At 60.4% G+C, this 19851-nt stretch carries 16 protein-coding genes; 8 read left to right on the forward strand and 8 right to left on the reverse strand.

The window, feature by feature from the left end; all coding sequences use genetic code 11:
* Positions 1–59 precede the first annotated feature (59 nt).
* Positions 60–1442 carry a hypothetical protein gene (locus tag WHZ77_RS26665; protein WP_375310676.1) on the forward strand — a complete coding sequence of 461 codons (1383 nt, stop codon included), beginning with the start codon at positions 60–62 and terminating at the stop codon, positions 1440–1442.
* Positions 1443–1452: 10 nt separating this feature from the next.
* Here WHZ77_RS26665 and WHZ77_RS26670 read toward each other — a convergent pair whose 3' ends face one another.
* The 7 genes from WHZ77_RS26670 to WHZ77_RS26700 all read right to left on the reverse strand — a co-directional run bounded on the left by WHZ77_RS26670 (position 1453) and on the right by WHZ77_RS26700 (position 10072).
* A complete protein-coding gene (locus WHZ77_RS26670) occupies positions 1453–2910 on the reverse strand; it encodes a lipopolysaccharide biosynthesis protein (RefSeq protein WP_375310677.1) in 1458 nt (485 codons plus the stop codon).
* Between the two features lie 104 nt (positions 2911–3014).
* Positions 3015–4013 carry a glycosyltransferase family 2 protein gene (locus tag WHZ77_RS26675; RefSeq protein WP_375310678.1) on the reverse strand — a complete coding sequence of 333 codons (999 nt, stop codon included), beginning with the start codon at positions 4011–4013 and terminating at the stop codon, positions 3015–3017.
* Between the two features lie 8 nt (positions 4014–4021).
* A complete protein-coding gene (locus WHZ77_RS26680; RefSeq protein ID WP_375310679.1) occupies positions 4022–5200 on the reverse strand; it encodes a glycosyltransferase family 4 protein in 1179 nt (392 codons plus the stop codon).
* Between the two features lie 62 nt (positions 5201–5262).
* Complete coding sequence (locus WHZ77_RS26685; protein ID WP_375310680.1) at positions 5263–6339, reverse strand: acyltransferase family protein; 1077 nt, start codon at positions 6337–6339, stop codon at positions 5263–5265.
* Positions 6336–7433 carry an acyltransferase family protein gene (locus WHZ77_RS26690; protein WP_375310681.1) on the reverse strand — a complete coding sequence of 366 codons (1098 nt, stop codon included), beginning with the start codon at positions 7431–7433 and terminating at the stop codon, positions 6336–6338. Before WHZ77_RS26690 ends, WHZ77_RS26685 begins: the two co-directional genes overlap by 4 nt.
* Positions 7434–7525: 92 nt before the next feature.
* Positions 7526–8860: a hypothetical protein gene (locus tag WHZ77_RS26695; protein ID WP_375310682.1), complete on the reverse strand. Its 1335-nt coding sequence runs from the start codon at positions 8858–8860 to the stop codon at positions 7526–7528.
* Positions 8861–10072, reverse strand: coding sequence for an acyltransferase family protein (locus WHZ77_RS26700; RefSeq protein ID WP_375310683.1), 1212 nt, complete (start codon positions 10070–10072; stop codon positions 8861–8863).
* A 191-nt stretch (positions 10073–10263) separates the two neighbouring features.
* Here WHZ77_RS26700 and WHZ77_RS26705 point away from each other — a divergent pair, with 191 nt between their 5' ends.
* The 7 genes from WHZ77_RS26705 (at position 10264) to WHZ77_RS26735 (ending at position 18022) form a co-directional block, all read left to right on the forward strand.
* A complete protein-coding gene (locus WHZ77_RS26705) occupies positions 10264–11073 on the forward strand; it encodes a class I SAM-dependent methyltransferase (RefSeq protein ID WP_375310684.1) in 810 nt (269 codons plus the stop codon).
* A 154-nt stretch (positions 11074–11227) separates the two neighbouring features.
* Complete coding sequence (locus WHZ77_RS26710) at positions 11228–12589, forward strand: O-antigen ligase family protein (protein WP_375310685.1); 1362 nt, start codon at positions 11228–11230, stop codon at positions 12587–12589.
* Between the two features lie 37 nt (positions 12590–12626).
* Complete coding sequence (locus WHZ77_RS26715) at positions 12627–13277, forward strand: hypothetical protein (protein ID WP_375310686.1); 651 nt, start codon at positions 12627–12629, stop codon at positions 13275–13277.
* 149 nt (positions 13278–13426) lie between these two features.
* Positions 13427–14074: a transglutaminase-like cysteine peptidase gene (locus WHZ77_RS26720; RefSeq protein ID WP_375310687.1), complete on the forward strand. Its 648-nt coding sequence runs from the start codon at positions 13427–13429 to the stop codon at positions 14072–14074.
* Positions 14075–14437: 363 nt separating this feature from the next.
* Entirely contained in the window at positions 14438–15004 is a 567-nt protein-coding gene (locus WHZ77_RS26725) for a hypothetical protein (protein WP_375310688.1), read from the forward strand.
* Positions 15005–15024: 20 nt separating this feature from the next.
* Complete coding sequence (locus WHZ77_RS26730; RefSeq protein WP_375310689.1) at positions 15025–17241, forward strand: GNVR domain-containing protein; 2217 nt, start codon at positions 15025–15027, stop codon at positions 17239–17241.
* Positions 17225–18022, forward strand: a complete 798-nt coding sequence (locus tag WHZ77_RS26735; protein ID WP_375310690.1) for a hypothetical protein — start codon at positions 17225–17227, stop codon at positions 18020–18022. Before WHZ77_RS26730 ends, WHZ77_RS26735 begins: the two co-directional genes overlap by 17 nt.
* 108 nt (positions 18023–18130) lie before the next feature.
* Here the strand turns inward: WHZ77_RS26735 and WHZ77_RS26740 are convergent, their stop codons facing one another.
* The gene (locus WHZ77_RS26740; RefSeq protein WP_375310691.1) at positions 18131–19555 is read right to left on the reverse strand and encodes an undecaprenyl-phosphate glucose phosphotransferase; all 1425 of its coding nucleotides are present in this window, start codon (positions 19553–19555) and stop codon (positions 18131–18133) included.
* Positions 19556–19851 lie beyond the last annotated feature (296 nt).

A 19851-nucleotide genomic window follows, 5' to 3' on the forward strand; every position in this document is an offset into this window, starting at 1 on the left:
TGTGCACTGTCGCATCCGGTGGAAGGATTCGACAGTCAACGGCAGGACGCCGCCAGATCATGATCCGACTTCTCGCCCTCGGCAGCTATTTCTACCAAAGCCTGGTCGCGATTCTCCTCATTCTCCTGCTCAGTCACCTGCTCGAAGCGGCGCATTACACGACGTATTCGCTGACGATGGCGGTCAGTCAGTTCGCGACCGTCGTGGCCTTCGAATGGATCCAGCTGGCCGGCCAACGCTTCCTGGCCTCGAGCCACGGCGACGAAACGAAACGGTTGCAATCTTCCCTTTTTCTCGCGCTCGCGCTCAGTGCCGCGGCGCTGGCCGCGACCGCCGCACTCGCTGCCGCCGCCGGCCTGGTATCTCTGTCCCTGATCGGCGTGGGTTTCGCCATCACGATCATGCAGGGCACGACCGACCTGCACTACACGATGATCCGCGTCTCCGGAAAGCTGTCCTGGGTTTCGATCCTGTTGATCTGCCGCGCCACGTTCCTTCTGGCCGGGGCGGCGATCGGCGCCAGGCTCTACGGAACGGCTGAAGCCGCCCTGCTCGGAATTCTTGCCGGCCAAGGCCTGGGCCTGGTCCTGGGATCGATCCTTGACCGGACCCTTCTCACTTGGTCGCCTCGCCTTGCCACACAAGCCGATCTGTCCGCCTTCGCGCGCTACGGAATGCTCGCCTCGGGCGCGTCAGTGGTGCACCTGTCGGTCCCGATCCTCATCCGCTTTCTGATCGTCGGCCGCTTCGGCGTTTCTTCGAGCGCCAGCGCAGGCTTCTCCATGGCGATCGATCTGCTGCAACGGCCATTTTCGGTGCTGCTCTCGGCGATTCACACCATCAGCTATCCGGACGTCGTGGCGCGCTTCGACAACGACACACGCAAGGCCGCGCAGGCCGCGGCGACCGGTCTGTTCGATCTGGCGGTCTGCTCAACCGCCCTCATGCTGGGGGGACTGATTGCATTCATTCCGGACGCGGCCAGGTTTTTCGTGCCGCCGGCCCTCATCGCCAGCTTCCTCGCGGTAACGCCGACTGTCGCGCTGTTCTACTTCCTGCACACCCATCTGCAAGCAACGCTTGCGCTCGTACCGCACCTGGAGAAAGCTGCCCTCCGATTGATCGTCATCGCGGCCGGCCAACTCGCCGTTGTGAGCATCTTCGTGCTCGCGAGTACCGCGGCAGGCCTCGGTCCGACGGCGGCAATCGCGCTTGCCGGACTGGCCACGGCGCTCGTCATCGCGTGTTCGATCGGCCCCACCATCCGCTTCGGCGCCTATCCCAGTCGGGCGCTCGCGCTTTCATCGGTGCTCGGCGCGGCGATCATCGCCGCCTCCGTTGCGCTCCCCTCCGAGCCACTTCTGTGGCTCCTGGCGAAGATTTCGGTTGCAGCACTCATCACGATCGCCATTGCCTGGGTCGGCGACCTCCTGAAGACGTAGAAGGAGAAGCTCAGCCAGCAGGTTTCGGGCGCCGCAATCGTTCCATGGTCGCGTTTCTGACCGTCTGCCACACCGCGCGGTCGAGCACGATAATCACGGGCGCGTACGTACAAAAGCCCGCAACGGACATGATCGCGAGAATCTGGATCGGATGAAGCGACAAAAGCATCGGCCGCAGCAACATCAGGACACCCAGCATCACCATCGTCGCGATAACCGGATAGAGAACGACGCCGAAGGTACGACCGATGGGAATTCCGACCCACGCCTTCAAGGCGAGCAGGATAATCGGCGTCGCTATCGCCATTCTGATGACGTTGCCAATGGCAGCCCCTTCGACACCATACTGTGCCGAGATGACACCGATCACCGCGCTCAGAGCAAATTCGACGAAGTTTATGAGCAAGACATCCCACATCTTGCCGATCGCCATCAAGGCGTTGGTCTTGTAGTAGATCAACGGAACAAAGAATGCGATCTGGGTCAATATCTGCATCGGAACAATGCTTGCCTGCCATTTGGTCCCGAACATGAGGGTCAGCAGTTCCGGCGCCACGATCGCCGCGCCGACGAAGAGCGGATAAATGAAGACCGCCGTCAGATGGACCAGCTTCAGATAGGCCTGTATCAGCGCCGCCCGATCGCTCTGCAGACGGGCAAGCGACGTCAGCGAAACGGTCATCACAGGCCGGATCGAAAGCTCAAGCAACAAATCAATACCGCGCCATGCGATCCGCAGATAACCCAATCCCTCGGCGCCGACGAAATAGCCTACGATCAAATCGAGGATGCGCTGGTTGCCGGAGCCCAGAAGCGACGACAATGAGACGGCAATACCACTCTTCAGTTGATCCACGGCGGTACGCCAGCGGAAGCGAATGGAGGGCAACCAGCGAGTCGCGACGAGAATCGCCGCCATGTACCAGACGTAATAGGCGAGCCGCTGGCCCACGAGACTGAACACGCCAAATCCCGTCAGGGCCATGCCCATTGCGACGATCCCGCTGAAGATCGTGGCGGTCACGTTGCGCGCGGCAAGCGCACGAAACCCGAAGGACCGGCGCAGCTTCGCTTCATAGACGGTGCCTGCTGCAAACAACAGCGACATCGGCGACAGCAGCTGCATGACGATCTTCAATTCCGGCACGCCGAATAGATCTGCCAGACTCTGGGCGCCAAAAAACATTGCGAGAGTCAGGAGCAGCCCGATCCCGAAACTGCTCCAGAAAGCGGTATCGAGCTCGGCTTCCGTCATATCCTGGCGTTGCACGAGCACTTCGGTCAGGCCGGCACGCCCGATCAAGTTCGAGATATCGATGAACGCGGTCGCAATCCCGACAACGCCAAAGGCCTCCGGACCGAGCGTTCGAGCCAGCACGATGAACATCACGAACTGGAACAGGGTCTGCCCTCCGGTACCAAGTACCATCCACAGAACCCCGGAGATCGTCTCTTTGCGAAGTGACACCGCTATCTATCCAATCGTCCGCATGCCAAGTTTGCTATCGAGGTCGAACAAGGCGGTCCGCAGCCAAGTCACGGCCGCCCGTCAATAGTCCGCGTTATCCAGCCCTAACGCGACAATGTCGATATTCGCCGTTGCAGTGCGCGTCTGGTCTCGAGAAGAGCAAACCGAATCGCTTCTGGATTCCGCGCCACATGACCAATTCCGGCAGTGATCTTCTTCTCTCGTATCAGACCCCGCGCAGTTTCGAACTCGCGCAGGCCCAGGGACGCGGCCTTACGATCAAGAAGCAGATTCCGCTCAACGCGAGTCAGGCTCGGATACCGCTCCACAAGCTCATCGACAGTCCGCAGCATGGAGGAGCGATCGGCTACCGTGCGCGATAGGGACGATCGCTTGCCCGATAGGGAGCCATACTGCTGCGAGTAAACATAGAGGGGCTCGGGGAGAAGCATCGCTGCTGCTCCCATCTTCAGAATCTCGAAGATGAACACAAAGTCCTCGCCGTACCGGAGGCGATCCCAATATCTCAGGCTCTTTCTCCTCAAGAAGTCGACGCTGACGACATATTTCAGGAGCGAAAACTGCTTTTGCTCCTTGAACAGGATCTCCAGAAGTCCGGGCTTGAAAGTACAAGATTGTAAAAATGATTCCGCGGTCAAACGAACCGGCGCATTGGACTGCACGATGTTCGCGAGTCCAACCTCGGCATTTGCCTCCGAATCGAAATAGGTGAGATCGTCTCCGACCAAGTCGAGCCCGCGCTCTTCGCCGAACGAGATCAGTCGCCGAAGACGATCGGGTTTGAACGCATCGTCCGCGTCGAGAATGGCCAGCCACTCTCCCTTTGCCTCGGCGATTCCGGCGTTTCTCGCGACCGACGGTCCGCCATTAGACGAAAGGACGATCAACCGCACGCGGGGATCAAGACGCCCCAACTCGGTCGCAGTCTGTACAGTTGCATCACTTGAGCAATCATCGATCACGATGATCTCGAAGCTTTGTTCGGTCTGCGCTTGAACCGACTTCACGGCGCGTTCAAGGCAAGCCGCAGCGTTGTACGCGGGGATAATGATGGAAACCTTGGGATTCTGAACAGGCGTCATGTTGGATTTCACAGCGATTTCGCGACAATCTTCGCATGATAGTCCGCAGAATTATCGATCTGGTATGTCAGTTCGGCGCAACGTTGCCAGGAGAATGTCTGCGCCCATTTTTTGGCGGCGACGCCGAACTTCTGAACGTTTTGCGGCTTACTGAGAAGCTGCTCGAGCAAGGCGGCCAGCTTCTCCGGCGAGCGGTCCTCCAACAGAACGCCCGTTTCGCCGTCGAGCACCACTTCAGGCACACCTCCGTTCGGCGCGGCGACGCTTGGAAGTGACTGCGCTGCCGCTTCTAGATAGGCCAGCCCGAAGCCTTCCACCTTCTCCGGGTTAGGCTCCGCAATCATGCAGAACAACCAGGCAGACGCGTAGAAGCTGCGGACGTCCTCGTTCGAGACGGCACCCGCGAAGACGACAGGCACGCCGCATGCCGCCGCAAGCCGCTTCAGCTCGTCCTGGTAGGATGCGTCCAGGGCTTTCCCGACGACGACGTAGCCAAGCTGATCCTTGGCGTGCTGAGGCAGCAAGGCGAGCGCCTGCAGCAGGTGACGGTGGCCCTTGCGAACATCCAGGCGCGCCACGGTGAGCAGCAGCTTGCGGCCGGTCGGCACGGTGTATTTCGCCAGCGTCGCGGCTGCGTCCGTGGACGCGCCGAACCAGAATGGATCGACGCCAAGCAACGTCACCGCAGTCCGGCGAGGCGACGCCAGATAAGGATGGTGCTGCAGGACGAGCGCTTCGGTGAACCGACTGTTAGCCGCCACACGATCGGCGTCCCGAAGGTAGGACCGACCGAACAAAAACCCCGTCACGCGGGACTTCGCGAGAAGAAGCACATCCGTGCCGTGCATCATCGCGACGATGGGGCGGCGCGTCAGCCGGCGCAGCCAGGGAATGACCATGACGAACGGCCAATCCGCCGCATGGATGATGTCGAAGGTCCACGGCCTGGCGCGAAGCAACGCGAACAGCAGCCGCGGCAGCGCTCGCGTGGCGTAAACGCCGCCAGGGAAACGCCGGACCGTAAAAGGATAAAGCCTGTCCGCCTCGGTGTTGTCGTTTCCGAAGTCGGGCGCGAGGATTTCGACCGCGTGTCCTTGTGCAGCCGCGGCCCGCGCCATCTCGACGCAGTAAGTACCGACTCCACCACGAAACGGCGGGAATTCGTGGGTTAGAACGAGAATACGCACTTTGTCATCCTCCGACCCGATGTCGATAGACCGTTGAAGACATCCGGTCGAGCCTGTTTCGATCACGCACGTTGCTGAGCTTCCTCGCGCTCGACAACCTCACGCCGGGTCAGGAGCCTGTCGATGGCCGTGCGAAGACGCACTTCAATCAGCTCATAGCTCAAAGCCGAGGCTACGAGCGACAGCCCGACGCCGACCAAGGCGAAACCGCCCCACAACACCCAGGAGTTGACGCCAAGGTCGAACAGCTTCCTGCCGATCATCTGCAGCGGGAACAGGACGAAAGGATGCACCAGATAGAGGCTGTAACTGATCTTGCCGACATATTGCAGGCTGCGCGCCCGCGCGAAACCCGCGAACCATGAGTCTGGCGTCAGCGCCATCGCAAACAGTGCGATGGCGGGAACGAGCGCGAGCCAGGCGCTGACATATTCCAGCAAGCCGAACATCAGCACAAAACATGCGACAGCCGCGATCGCTCCCGGCGCCCCGCGAAGCGGCAACCGCAGCGAGGCCATACCACACAGGATGCCGATTCCGAAGAATGCGACGTTGGGGCGGTACGCCACTGCGGCCACAGCAACGAGCGCCAGCAGCACGATGACCAGCTTGCTTCCGCCTCGCCTGGCCAGGAAAACGGCAGCGAACCAGATGTAGAAGGCCCATTCGTAGCTCAGCGTCCAGGCATTTTGCTGAGCGATCGGCAAACCAAGCGCATCGGGAAGAAAGAACAGGTTGGCGAGGAACAGTTCGACATACGTGCCAACGTCGATTCCCTTGAAGAACTTGTAACCGACGATCGGACCCATCGTGAAGACGACCAGGTGCAGAACGACGAACACCGGAAGAATCCGCAGGCAGCGATCGTACATGAATTTCGAAACCTGGCCGTGGCGCATCAGACTGGCCGGAATCAGGAAGCCGCTGATCATGAAGAACAGCTCCACCCCGTGACCACCGGTGTCGAAAATCCTTTGAACCCAGAGCGGTAGCGTGGGCAAGAAGCCTGCCAGCATTGGCATGGCGTACAGATGGGCGCACACGACGGTCAGGGCGGCGAGGCCGCGAAGCCCTTGAATCGAAGGGACGAAGCCACCGCCCTTGGCTCCCGCCTCTCCCGATTTTTCCGGCCGGGTCATGCAATGCCCCGCTGCGCGCTCGGCAACGTTCCGGATCGGGTCTCTCGCCGCGACCGGAACCTCCGGCCAAACGCGATCGCCGGCTTTTCGACCAGCGCGTAGGTGCCATAGCTCAGCAGGATGGTGGTGCCGATCACACCGACCCCGAACAGCAACCACTGCGCCAACGTGGCCCCCGCGCCGAAACAGTACAGCGCGACCGACAGCACATAGACCTGCATCAAGTACACGGAGTAGCTGATCGTGCCGACAAAGCTCAGAACTCGCGAGGCGAGGCGATCGCCAAAGCCGGCGAACACCAGGAAGACGAGGCCCGCGACGATATAGGCGGAGGCGATCGAGTAGCTGAAGAAGAAGTCCCGATAGACCGCGCCGTAGAGGCGATGGAAAATCAAGGCTGCGAACGCGCAGTAAAGCCCGAGGCAGATAGCCACATGCCACCAGCGCAATCGCTTCTCCATCACCGTGTCGCGAATGACCTTTCCGATCAGCATGGCATCGATGTTGAGGGCGACCTCAAGCAGGCGCGACACGATGCGTTGCTCGAACATGATCGGGAGAACAATGCCGGCGATCGAAAGCGCGACGACGATGGCAAAGACAGCCCTGCTGCGCTGAAGCAGGCCGAGAACGAAAAGAGCGGCGCAACCGATGTAGAACATCAGCTCGATCGCCAACGTCCAGTGCGCAATCACCATATTGGGCACCCCGACGAGATTCTGGAACATCGTCAGGTTCACGGCGAGCAGCCAGGCAGGAAACACCTTGGCCTCGGTGACCGGCAGGATTGCGACCGCCAGAACGATGGCGAACCAATACATCGGATAGAGTCGGAAGAAGCGGCTCACGGCGAAGTCGCGAACCGGCGTGGAACTGTCGGGAAAGCTGTAAGGCACGACGAAGCCGCTGACGAAGAAGAACAGCACGACGCCGAACCGGCCGAAGTTGAAGTAATATCCGATCAGGCCGTGCAGAAATCTCTCATACGGACCGGTCTGCCCGGTCAGCACGACATGTTCCAGAACGTGCTGGATGATCACACTGAGGACGGCGATCCCGCGCAAAGTGTCGACAAAGGCAAGTCGGCTATGCATCTACGTCCCTTCCTGCCGTCGAATAACCGTCAACAAGCTGATCGGCCTCCATCAAGAGCGGGCCGCGGGCCCAGCTCTGCTCCTGACCCGTTTCAGCTGATGGGCCGCGCGCCCCCGACGGCAACACCGTGCAGCGGCACTCCATCACTGTTTGGCGTGCGTGGCGCTCCCTGGAGAACTCCGGTCATCCGCCTCGAGAACACCTCGCTGAATCCCAGCGCAATGACCAGAAGGCCGGTCGCGGGCCCGTAGCTGAGCACCGTTATCGTGAAGATGTTCATCACGAAGATCACGGACAGCTTGTAAACGTCGGTCATCCCGGACGTGGCGCGGAACACCATCCACATGTAGACGACGAACGGCAGACCGAACATGACATAGGTGCCGATGTAGAAATTATCGACCGGCACCCAGTATCCGTGCAGATTCGAGAACAGTTGCTGCGGATAGTTGAAGCAGCCAACCCCGCAGCCCGTGATGATGCCGATCGGCATCAACTGGCTGAGATAGACGAAGGGCAGCTGCCAGCTGTTGTTGATCCGGTCCTGGATGCTGAAGAAGAAGCCCTTGTGCCCCGGCGACAGATCTACGCCGCTGAGCAGCAAGATGAGCACCGCCGGGATCAGCATCGCTGCAAAGGAACTGAGCGTGAGCCTTCGAAGCGTCAGCAGCTTTTTCTCCTCGGGCAGCGAGCGCACCACGAGCAGACAGATGACGTAGATGATGAGAACACCCATCGTCGTCTTGTTCGTCGTCAGGCGGATCGCATAGGCGGAAATTCCGCCCAGCACGAGGCACCACAGAATGCTCCTGCGGATCGACGTCAGCACGAAGGCAATCAGGATGAAATAAGCCGCCATCGTGCTGTCGGCGGCAAAACCGGTCAGCCGCTGCTCCGCGAACGACCACCATAACCGTCCGGCTTCGCGAACGGCGCCGAATGATTCGTATTTGAATCCAACCCAGGGCATCGACCAGTATTTCGACAGGAAGACGCCGCCGAGGGTGATGTAGAACGTCACGGTCACGATCTGCAACATTCTGCGGTAGCTACCGATGCTCGCATCGCAGAAGCAGAATCCGACGAACAGCGGGAACATCATCTTGATGGAGGAGAACAGCGCGGTCGTACTGCCGAGGAAAAAGAAGCCGATCCCGAGCGATATGCAGATCTGGATGAACACCAGCAGCGCCATGACGCTTCTGTTGTCGACGATACAGCGCTTGAGGAAAAGGGCGATGCACAGGATGGCCGCCAGGTCGGGCGTGAACCAAAGGACGTCCATGTGCAGTTTGGCGGAATAATACCGCATCACGCCGCCGAACGCGTCGCGGATGAGATAGAGCGAGAATACGATGGCCTCGAGGGAGAAACCGCCGCTCTCGGACTCGGATTGTAGACTGGTTGCCAATTTGTCGTCCGCCATCTAGCTCTGCCATCGCGTCGAAGTCATCGCCCGCGTCGTGTTGAAACGGGCGGCGCCAAGCAACCAGCGGTTCATCAGCTTTCCCCCGGGGATTTCTACAAGCGTGTAGGTCAGGTGTGACAGAATAAGGACGGCGAGAACGATGATCGCCAGCATGAGCGAAGCCGCCAAGCCGTTGCAGATCGTGTCCAGGGCCGCGATCGGGCGCGGCCCCATCGCTCTGACGAAATATTCAGCCAGAAGAATGACGAAGGCGTGAACCATGTAGACGGAGTAGGAGCGCCGCCCCAGCCACACCAGGGGCGCCCATTCGAGCAACCGCGGCAACGGAGCCGCCTTGGGGAATGCCAGCAAAGACCCGAGAAGGGCGGCAAACGTCAGAGGCGCCGCGAAACTGAGCTGCGGCCATACACCCACCAGCGAAACGAGAACGACGCTCGCCACACACGCGACGATCTGGAGGATGCCGTATAGGGCGAGGCGATCGCTTCGGCGAATGCGCAGGCAGGCTTGAGCGGTCAACACCCCGACAAAGAATCCGATGATGCACCGGACCAGCCCGAAATCCCATTGCACTTCGAGGCTCGATTTGCCGAAGACGACAGTCAATGTCGTCAAGCCCGCGACCACGAGCAGTGCAGCGGCAGCGCTCAGCACCCACTTGGCACCAGCGCGCGCCGAGAGAAAGACGACGAGACCGAAGACGATATAGGTGAAGAATTCGACGCTGATGCTCCAGCTGGGTCCGTTCCAGCTCAGATAGTCGATGAACCCCAGCGAGTGGAGCATGAACAGGTTGAGCACGAACGAGTAGGCGTTGTTGACCTCGAACGCCGCGGGGACCGCGACGACGAGCCCGGCCGCCACGAGGCCCACGCGCAGAAATCGAAACATCAGCATGACGACGAGCATGAACAGGTGCAGCGGATAGAGCCGCGCCGCCCGACGCGCCAGGAACTCCCGAAACGAGAAATCGCCCGAGTGCGGTGCTGCGTAGCTCAACGTCATGACGATGCCGCTGAGGACGAAGAAGAGATCAACGAAGAGCCAGGAATTGCGGAAGAACGGCCAATCGACCCAGGGCCGCTGCGGGAACGCCGCGAGGAAGGTGGGCATCAGAACGAAGTGATGGACGACAACTGAAAGCGCAGCGATCCCTCGAATGCTGTCGAGCGGAAGATAGTGGGGTTTTGACTTGTGCGCCGACTCCATATTTATCCCATTGCCTGAAATGCTGCATTGCAATACTCTAACTTTTGACCTCGGTTTTCAATAAAAATATCGAGCGATGTACACGATGTGTCCGACTGTCGTCTTGAAGAACATGATTGATGACCGCCATCATCAATCTGCGTGCATGTTTTGCGATGTTTTGCGTCGATGTCGCAGCATCGTGAACCCTGGTGCACAGCACGACCGCGCTAATCAAGATTTCGCCTATCCTTGACCACCAACAACAAGCGGAAACACCGTATGATCAATCACCCGGAACATTGGGGGAATTCTTAGTGGCCTATTCTTCCATGACGATTGGGAACACGAACTCCATCAAGCGATGGAGCCACAATTCCCGATTTACCAAGGCGCTGAGCGTCATGCCGCCGGCGGAGAACGATCGCATCCTCGATTTCGGGACGGGAGACGGACATCTCGTAGGCCTCCTCAAGGAGCAGTGCCCCTCCGTCAGCGTCTGCGGCTTCGATCCGCATCTGGACGCAGCAGCAAATGAGGTGAAACAGCGGTTTCCGGATGTCAGATTTGTGCGCGAACGCGACAGCATCGACAACGGGCCCTTCGACAAGGTCTATTGCCTCGAGACGCTCGAGCACTTCGTCGGCCCTCCTCTCATGGATATCGTCACTTTCCTCACGCAGAAGACCGCGCCGAACGGTCGCATCCTCGTCTCGGTGCCGATCGAGATTGGGCTGTCTTCGCTGGTGAAGAATCTCTTCCGCATGGCTGCGGGTCAGCGCCATCGCGGCACCACCTGGAAGATCGTGTGGGATTCCTTCATCGGCAATACGGCCGCCATCGCACGGCCGCCGAGCGAGACGGGCTGGATCTCGTCCCATCTCGGATTCGATTACCGCGTGATTCCCGTCTTATTCGCGAAATGCGGCTTCGAGGTGGAGTCCCTCGGTTACTCGCCCATTCCGCTGCCGACCCACGCGATCAACAGCCAAGTGTTCTTCCGCTTCAAGCGAAAGGCATAGCGCCGGCCGAAGGGAGCGGCTACCCGCTCCAGCGCCCCGCAGGCATCCAAATCCGCGCTTCCTGAAGGCGCGGATTGATGCTTTATGCAGCACGTTGTACGGACCAGAGTCCGTTGATTGATTGCTGCTTTCGGGGGAATACCAGCTGAACACCGTGTCCAGGATCTTGGCGCTTGCGGTTGTCGCGCTGGCGCCCCTGCCACTCGGATCCACCGACCAGATCTGGATCTGCATCTGGTGCGTGCTGATGGCTGCGAGTCTGGTGACGGCCGATCTCGACGGCGTAGCCCGCGAGGACATATGGCTGCTGATGCCTCTACTCGCCACGCTCGCGACGGTTGCGGCGGTCGTCGTCGTTCAGGAATGGCGCGATTCGCCGCTTGAGCTCGGCAATCCGGTCTGGCAGGCCGCCTCGAAATGGCTTGGTTCGCCGCCGTCCAGCCGTGTGTCGACGACCGTCAATGGCCCGTGGCTGGCGGCGGGCTATCCACTCCTCCTTGCGATGGTGCTCGTTCGCGCATTTGTGATTGCAACCGACGCGGGCAGTGCCCGCCGGCTCCTGATGCTGCTTGCCTGGGTCGGCTGCGCCTACGCGATCTACGGCATCCTTGCAGAATTCGGCGACCCCGACGGCCTCCTGTCGAGACGCAAGGAAGCCTATCTCGGTTACGCGACCGGCACCTTCGTCAACCGAAACACGGCGGCGATTTTCTGGGGCAGCACAGCAATATTGTTTCTGGTCCCGTTGCTGCGTTTCGCGCATCGCCGTGATCATTCCGAAGCACCCGCCTCGCCCCGCTTCTTCGACCGCGCGACATTTTACTTGTCCTCGCCCGCTGCGCTCGGCACCGGTTTTGCTATCTGCCTGACAGCCACCGCGATGACCGGCTCCCGCGCGGGCCTACTGCTGTCGATTTGTGCATTTGTGCTCGCCAGTACGCTCTATCTCGCGCCGTTGCCGCTCGGCAATCTGCGGAGATGGGCGCTTGCCGGAGGCACAGCCGTTGCGGCACTCCTGATTCTCCAACTCGTCGGCGGCGCCGTTGCCGGGCGAATTGGCGCTTACGGCCTGATCGATGAGCAGCGGCTCGGCGCCTATGAAAGAAGCATTGCCATCATCCGCGACTATCCGCTGCTTGGTGTCGGCTGGGGCAATTTCGAGACGACGTTCCCGGCCTACCGGACGGCTGAGCTCGGCAGCCTCGGAGTGTGGGATCGCGCCCATTCGACCCCCCTGGAGCTCGCCGTCGAGCTCGGCCTGCCTACCGCAAGCCTCATCGTGTTATGCTGCCTCTGGTATGTTTACCTTTTGTTAAGGAGCAGCTTGCGGCGAAAGCGAGACCGTTACATACCCATTGTCGGCGTCAGTGTGGCGGCGCTCGGACTGGTCCATAGTTGCATCGATTTTTCGCTGCAAATACCAGGCTTCGGGGTCTTTTTTGCCGCTATCGCGGGTTGTGGGCTCGCCCAGTCGCTTCCGTCAGAACTGCGGAAAGATCGTGGCAAGTTTGAGTAAAATGGACTATAGGAGGCGAGAAAGTCCGGTGGTCATTATGAAGTTTCAGAAATTTTTGCCTGTCATCCTCGGCGCCGCGGCGTTGCTCGGCACAGTTTCTCCGTCATTCGCGGCCACCGGAAATAGCGCGCCCTGCGGACCGAATGCCAATCTGGTCTCGGCGGAGAAGGCGAACTCGTTCCTCGCTAATCCCGCAAGTCTGCTCGATCAGTTCAAAGATGGTCAGGGCGGCCTTGCGTCCCAGATTCGCGACTTTCTGACCTCTCGGCCGGAAACCGTCGAGGGTATCGTTTCGCTGGCAAGGGCCAGCAGCGAGGACCAGGCCCGGGCCATCGGTGCAGGTCTTGGAACTGCCGCTTCCGTTTGTGTCCTGTCGCAGCCGGACGTGGCGCGACTCATTCAGGAAGCTGTCCTGAAGACCGAAAATCAGCCGCTGATTGAATCCTTCACCGGCATCACCGGCGACATCAAGACGGAAGTGACCGCCGGTGCCGATCCGACCGGCGAGACCTCGACAGGTGGCGGTCCCGGCATTAATTCAGCCGGACCGGAGCGTGGCGGTGCGGCGTCAAACACCGAGCCGACTGTACTCAATACGGGTGGTCCTGGCGCTGCGTCACAGACCCAGACTTTGTTCGCTGCTGCTGCGACGACGACGACGCTAACTTCAGTCAGCCCCTCGCGTTAACCACTGCGGCCGGGAAGATTTTAACCAAACGAATGTCCCGGGAACCAGCTCCCGGAACCAGCTAAAATTGTAATTGTCTGCAAAACCCGAACCTAATTTGTTCATTGTATCCCTAGCGTCAAGAAGAATGGCGAATAACGGGGATGACTATGAGCTGGATTTTCAGATCTTTCCTGGTGGCCGGGCTCGCTTGCGCTGGCGCTGCTGCCAAAGCCGACACGATCGTCGAGACGCCCTCAACGGCCGGCGCGGGCTCCTTCATCAGCGAGTATGACAACGCCCTCGCTCCGCTGCAGTTTGTGAAGTTCTGCATGAACTACGGCGCGGAGTGCGAGCAGGATGTGACCGCAGACCAATCGGCTTTGCCTTCGGGCGAACGTGCGCGGGAGATGCTTCGCGAGGTCAATCGCGCGGTGAACGACGCCATCACGCCGATGAAAAAGCCGACCAGCCCGATGCTCGCGCATTGGACCGTGTCGCCTGACGCCGGCGACTGCAACGACTACGCCGTGACCAAGCGCCACCGGCTGATCGAAAAGGGCTGGCCGAGATCGGCACTGCGACTTGCGGTTGTCCTCACCGAAGGCGGACAGGGCCATCTGGTTCTCGTCGCACGGACGAGTGACGGCGACGTGGTGCTCGATAACCTGTCCTCGTCGGTTCGCCCCTGGAGCGCGGCCGGCTATCAGTGGATTTCGATGCAGTCCGGAAGCAATCCACGCTTCTGGGTGGCCATCGGCGAGCATGGTGCACATCTGCGCGCCAGTCGCCTTGCCACGGTGCGGACGCCCTCCTGATATCTAACGCTGCAAGAACAACAAGCCTTTGATCGGTGCCGATGCTCGTCGGGGCCGATCAACGCGTTTTGGGGGTATCGTGCAGCGAGACGAAAGCATCCGGCAGGCATGCACGTCGCGGAGCGACTACGTTTCGAAATCCTGTCACCTGCTCGTGCTACGCCGTGGCGCGGATTTTGCTGCTCTGATAAGAGGCACCCATGAGTGTCGGCTCGCAGCCTGACGAGATTGCGGCAAATCCAAAAATCTCTGGCGCAGCAAGTCATTTCCAGCTATTTTTGCATCGCACAAAAATTTGACATACTTTATGCGCATCAAAGACTTCTCATAGGACTTCCAGCGTAGTCGGCAAACGTAAGCGGAATGGAAGACAATTTGTCTTGGACAATCATGAACGTTGGCCGCCGATCGATCGTACCGATTGTTTCGGCGGTTGTGATACTGTGTGCGATGATCGGCAGGTCTGATGCGCAGTGCGTCGAGCGTTCGGAACGATCTGCGCAGATCGCCATCGATGCCTTCGTCGCCGAGCCCAGCTCGCTCCTCGTTCAATTGCGCAGCGAGAAGGAAAAATTGTCGGGCCGGCTCCAGGGCTATCTGGTCAGCGACATATCGGTCCTCAAATCGGTGCCGGCCCTGACGCGGGCCGCGACGCAGGCTGACCGCGCCTCGATCGGGACCGCGCTCCATCGGGCTGAAATTCGCTGCCGCTCTGGCAGGCCTGCGTTTGCACAGAAAATCAGCGACTTCGTCGGCAAGCTTCACGACAGTGCGGTAATCGCAGGATACGCTTCCGAGCCGGACGACGCCTCGCCACCTCCTTCGCCAACGACCGCCAACCTGCCTGCGCAGTCTGGAGCGGGCCTGATGTCGGGTGACTACAAGACCGACATCGCCGATCCTTTCGTCCCCATGCCGCTTCCCGAATAGCCCTGCGAGCGCCCAGACAGATGTTTCAACCTCGCGACCAGTTCCAGCCCCGCGCCAAATACGAGATCGAGCTCGGCGGCACGACCCTCAGCGTCGACCGCGTGTTCGATATCCTGCGCCGGCAATGGCCGTTAATCGCTTCGATCGTGGGAGCTGCGCTGGCGCTCGTCATCGCCTACCTGCTTGTGGCGACGCCGATGTACACCGCGAATGCCCGTATCCTCATGGATACGAGGCAAACCCAGGTCCTCGACAAGGACAGTGGTCAATCGAATGCCCTGATCGATACCGGCTTCGTCGACAGTCAGGTCGAGATCATCCAGTCCGACGATCTGATCCTTTCCATCGTTCGCCGCCTGAAGCTCGCGGATGATCCCGAATACAACGGCTCCGAGCCTGGACTGCCGGCACTGGTCATCGGCAAGCTGATATCGCTGCTCGGATCGGATGGTCCGGCATCGAGGGACAAGATCGAGCGCAGCGCGGTCGAATCCATTCAGAGGAATCTGAAGGTCGAGCGGGTTCTGACCACCTATGTGCTGTCGGTATCGTTCCGCTCGATGAATCCCGAAAAGGCGGCCGTCATCGCCAATGCGATCTCGGACGCCTATATCGTCGGGGCGCTCGAAGCCAAGTACCAGTCGACCAAGCGCGCCGGTGAATGGCTCCAGCAGCGTAGCGCCGAGCTGCGCGAACAGGCCACCGCCAGCGACCGCGCGGTGCAGACGTTCAAGGCGCAGAACAACATCGTCGGCACCAGCCGCGGCCTGATGAGCGAACAGCAATTGACTGACGTCAATACGCAGCTCGTGACCGCGCGCGCAGCGACCGCTGAAGCCAAGGCGCGCCTCGACCGAATCGACGCACTGCTCGACAAGGATCTGGTCCAGCCGACGGTGACGGACGCTCTCAACAACACCGTCATCACGCGCCTGCGCGCCCAATATCTCGATTTGGCAGCCCAGTATGCCGACTGGTCGAACCGCTACGGCAAGACCCACCAGGCTGCGATGAATCTGGCGAGTCGCATGGAGGAGCTGCGCAAGGCGATGGCCGACGAGGTGCGGCGCATTGCTGATGCGTACCGCAGCGAATACGAGATCGCCAAGAGCCGTGAAAAATCGCTCGAAGACAATCTCAATAATCTCGTGTCCCAGGCCGGGAGCACCAGCCAGGCCCAGGTCAAGCTGCGCGACCTCGAGAGTGCGGCTGATACCTATCGCAATCTCTACAACAGCTTCCTCGAGAAGCTGCAGAGCGCCACGCAGAACCAGAGCTTCCCGATCAGCGAATCGCGCATCATCGGCACGGCCGTCAAGCCCGACAAGAAGAGCTCGCCGAAGAGCATGCTGGCACTGGTCGGCGGCCTGTTCGGCGGACTGTGCTTCGGCTTCGGCGCCGCCTTCGCCAGGGAGTTGCTGAGCGACGTGCTGAGGTCTCCGAGCGACGTCGAGGACCTGCTCGGCGTGAAGTGCCTTGGCGTTCTTCCGGACATTCGCCAGCTCGGGAAGGCGACCGACAGCGCAGCGGCCGACGTCGCGATCTCCAACTATGTCGTCGACCACCCGTTCTCGCGATTTGCCGAGACGCTGCGAAACATCAAGGTCTCGATCGACGTGGCGCGGCTTCAGCGGGACGTCAAGGTGATCGGAATCCTGTCGTCCTTGCCCAAGGAAGGAAAGACGACGGTCTCGGCCAATTTCGCGCACCTCACCGCGCTGACAGGACATCGCACGCTGCTGATCGATGGCGATCTCCATACGAGGTCGCTCACGCGCGAGCTTGCGCCTCACGCCAAATCCGGCTTGGTCGAGGCCCTGAAGGATCCGCGTTCGTTCGGCTACCATATCCAGCGCAGCAAGGAGAGCGGGCTCGACTTCCTCCCCTCCTTCGTCGCATCGCGCATGGTCAACTCCGCGGACGTCATCGCCTCGAAGTCGATGGCCGACCTGCTCGCGGTTGTTCGCGAGGAGTATGAATACATCATCATCGACCTCGCGCCGGTGATGCCGGTGTCGGACGCCAAGGCCGTCAGCCACCTCGTCGACGCGATGGTCTATGTGATCGAGTGGGGCCGCACCAGTCGCAACGCGCTGCAGGAGTCGATGGCAAGCTCCGAAGGCATCCAGAAAAAGGTTCTCGGCGCTGTGCTCAACCGCGCCAATCCGAAGATGCTGAAGCGGATCGAGGCCTATAAGGGCTCGCACTACGGCAGCTACTATGTCGAAGGGGCCTAGCGCGCCCGTTGCGCGCCGGCGTTCGGAACGGACCCACCGCTGGGTTCTGCTCGGCTCGAACATCACTCTTGCGGTCTGCGCATTGGCCTGGGTCGCCTATGTTACGCCCAATCTGACCTCCCCGGCGATCCCTCAGGTCGCCAGCCGGATCTCGCGCGGCGAGCGCTACGATCTGGACCAGCTCAGGCAAATCATTGCGGAGAACCTGCCGGCCGCGCGAAAGCAATGCAGCGTCAAGACCATGCGCGAGCTTCTGTTACTTCAGCTTGCCATCGCCGACGAGGCGACGCGCAGTGGCGACTTGAAGCAGGCCGATACCGATACCGGGGCCGTTGCTGCCTCCAGCCGCGCATTATCGCTCTGTGCTCCGTCCGAAGGAATTGGCTGGCTTGGCAGCTACTGGTCCGCGATCCGTCAGGACGGCTTTGGACCGCGAACAGCAACCTTCCTCGGCCTGTCATACAAGTTCGCGCCTCATGAAGCCTGGCTCCAGCTCATTCGCGCACCGCTGGCCCTTCGCGTCTACGGCGCACTGTCGCCGGAGCTGAAGACCAGTGCGGTCCAGGACTTCGACGATGTCTTCAGGGCGCGCCTGTTTCCGAGCGCAGCTGCGCTCTACCAGGCCGCGGCCGCAAGCGTCCGCACCGAGCTTCTCGATCGTACTTGCGGCGCGACGGAAGTGGACCGGGAGCTATTTCGGCGCTTTATCACCGACAAGGGATTTCAGCTGCGCCATCCCTGCTATCCGTCGGACGAACGTCCCGCGCATCTGAGGGACTAGCAGGACCCCTGCTTGGCCGCCGTTAACACAAAAATCCGGCACGCCGTGTCGGGATGACGCGAGCGTGCCGGATGCAATCAGAAAAGGCTTGGCTCAGAAGGCCTTGGCTCAGTACGCTTCCTGATGGATCAGCGCCAGCGCGGTCTTCAGGATGATCCTGATGTCGAGCCAGATGCTCCAGTTGCTGACGTACCAGACATCGTACTCGACCCGCTTTTCCATCAGGTCGATGGTGGGCGTCTCGCCGCGGAAGCCGTTGACCTGGGCCCAACCGGTCAGGCCTGGCTTCATGTGATGACGGTACACGTAATTGCTGATGATCTGGTCGTAATAGTTGTCATGCGCCAGCGCATGCGGGCGCGGCCCGACCAGCGACATCTCGCCGCGAAGCACGTTCCAGAGCTGCGGCAGCTCGTCGATGCTGGTCCGCCGCAGCACGCGGCCGACGCGCGTCACCCGCGCATCGCTCTTTGTCGCCTGCGTGACGGTGTGACCGTTCTCCGCCACCGTCATGGAGCGGAACTTCCAGATCTCGAACTGCTTGCCGTTGAAGCCGCGCCGCGACTGCCTGAAGATTACTTTGCCCTTTGAATCGAGCTTGATCATGATCGCGGCCGTTACCAGCAGCGGCGCCAGCAACAGAAGTGCAAACGATGCCAGCCCGATGTCGAGGCAGCGCTTCTGCGCCCGCTCGAATGCATTCAATGGTGCGCGCTGGATCTCGATCGCGACCGTGCCGCTGACAGGCTGGAACGGACGCGAGACCAGATCGGCAATCGGGAAGTCCGGCAGCAGCCGAATCGGCTGGGGAACCACGCGCAGATGCTGGCTCAACTTCTGGAGAAGAGGCATTTCGTCCCAGTCGATCACCAGGAGATATTCTTCCACGTCCGCAGCTCGCGCCTGACGGGTGATGTCGCGGATCTCGCGATCCCAGTTGGCGCCCTCCTCGGACTGTTCGAGCACGAAATGCCGTACGACGTTGAAGCCGTGCTTGCGCAGGTCCTTGAAGCGAGTGGAGGTGAAATCGAGCGGCTTGAGGCTGAGCAGCACGACCTTGCGGTCGACCAGGCGGCCCCTCGCATAGCTTGATGTCAGAGCCATGCGCCAAAACAGGCGCAGCCCGCCCAAGGCGACGCCACCGGTCGCGGCGAAGAGCAGCGTGGTTCCGCGCGACAGATCCGCGGACGATTTGAGCAGAAACGCCTCGACCGCGAGAATCGTCAGCGAGATCAGCCAGACCGCCAGCACCTTGCGCAGCTGCCAGACCGTGCTCAGCAGGCGGTGGTGATCGTACACGCCCTGGAAATACGAGATCGTCACGAACACAGCGCCGACGACGAGCCCCGCTCCGACGGAGGAATCCTGCTCGGTCACGAGCAAGCGATACAGACCGCTCGCCACGAAATAGCTGAGCAGCACCGCAACGAAGTCACCGGCGATCAAGGCAACCTGGAGAGGCCGTTGGAGGGCACCGCGCCGGTTCGATATAGCCGAATGATAGTTTTCCGAACCGTAAGTTGCTACAGCCATCCGAACCTCGCTGCCTCGTCGCTCAATTCGCAATAAAGAATTGCGAGCAAATCGATCCAAATTTTCGACGTGCGCCGAAGTATATCTTAACTAAACAAAGCGACATTGCGGCAGTGCAGCGAAAAAATCAAATCGATTTTCATGCAACGCAGCTTCGCCGCAAATGAATGCTCAAACTACTGTCACACACGTGACAATTATGCGGGCATTGCGCCGCGTTTCGCACCAAATCGCGTCAAATTCGTACAGCATTTTCGCGCGCATTTGAACGGCTGTTCAACCATGCCGCTTAAGCC

Source organism: Bradyrhizobium sp. A5, assembly GCF_042076515.1.
Taxonomy (GTDB): Bacteria; Pseudomonadota; Alphaproteobacteria; order Rhizobiales; family Xanthobacteraceae; genus Bradyrhizobium; species Bradyrhizobium cosmicum.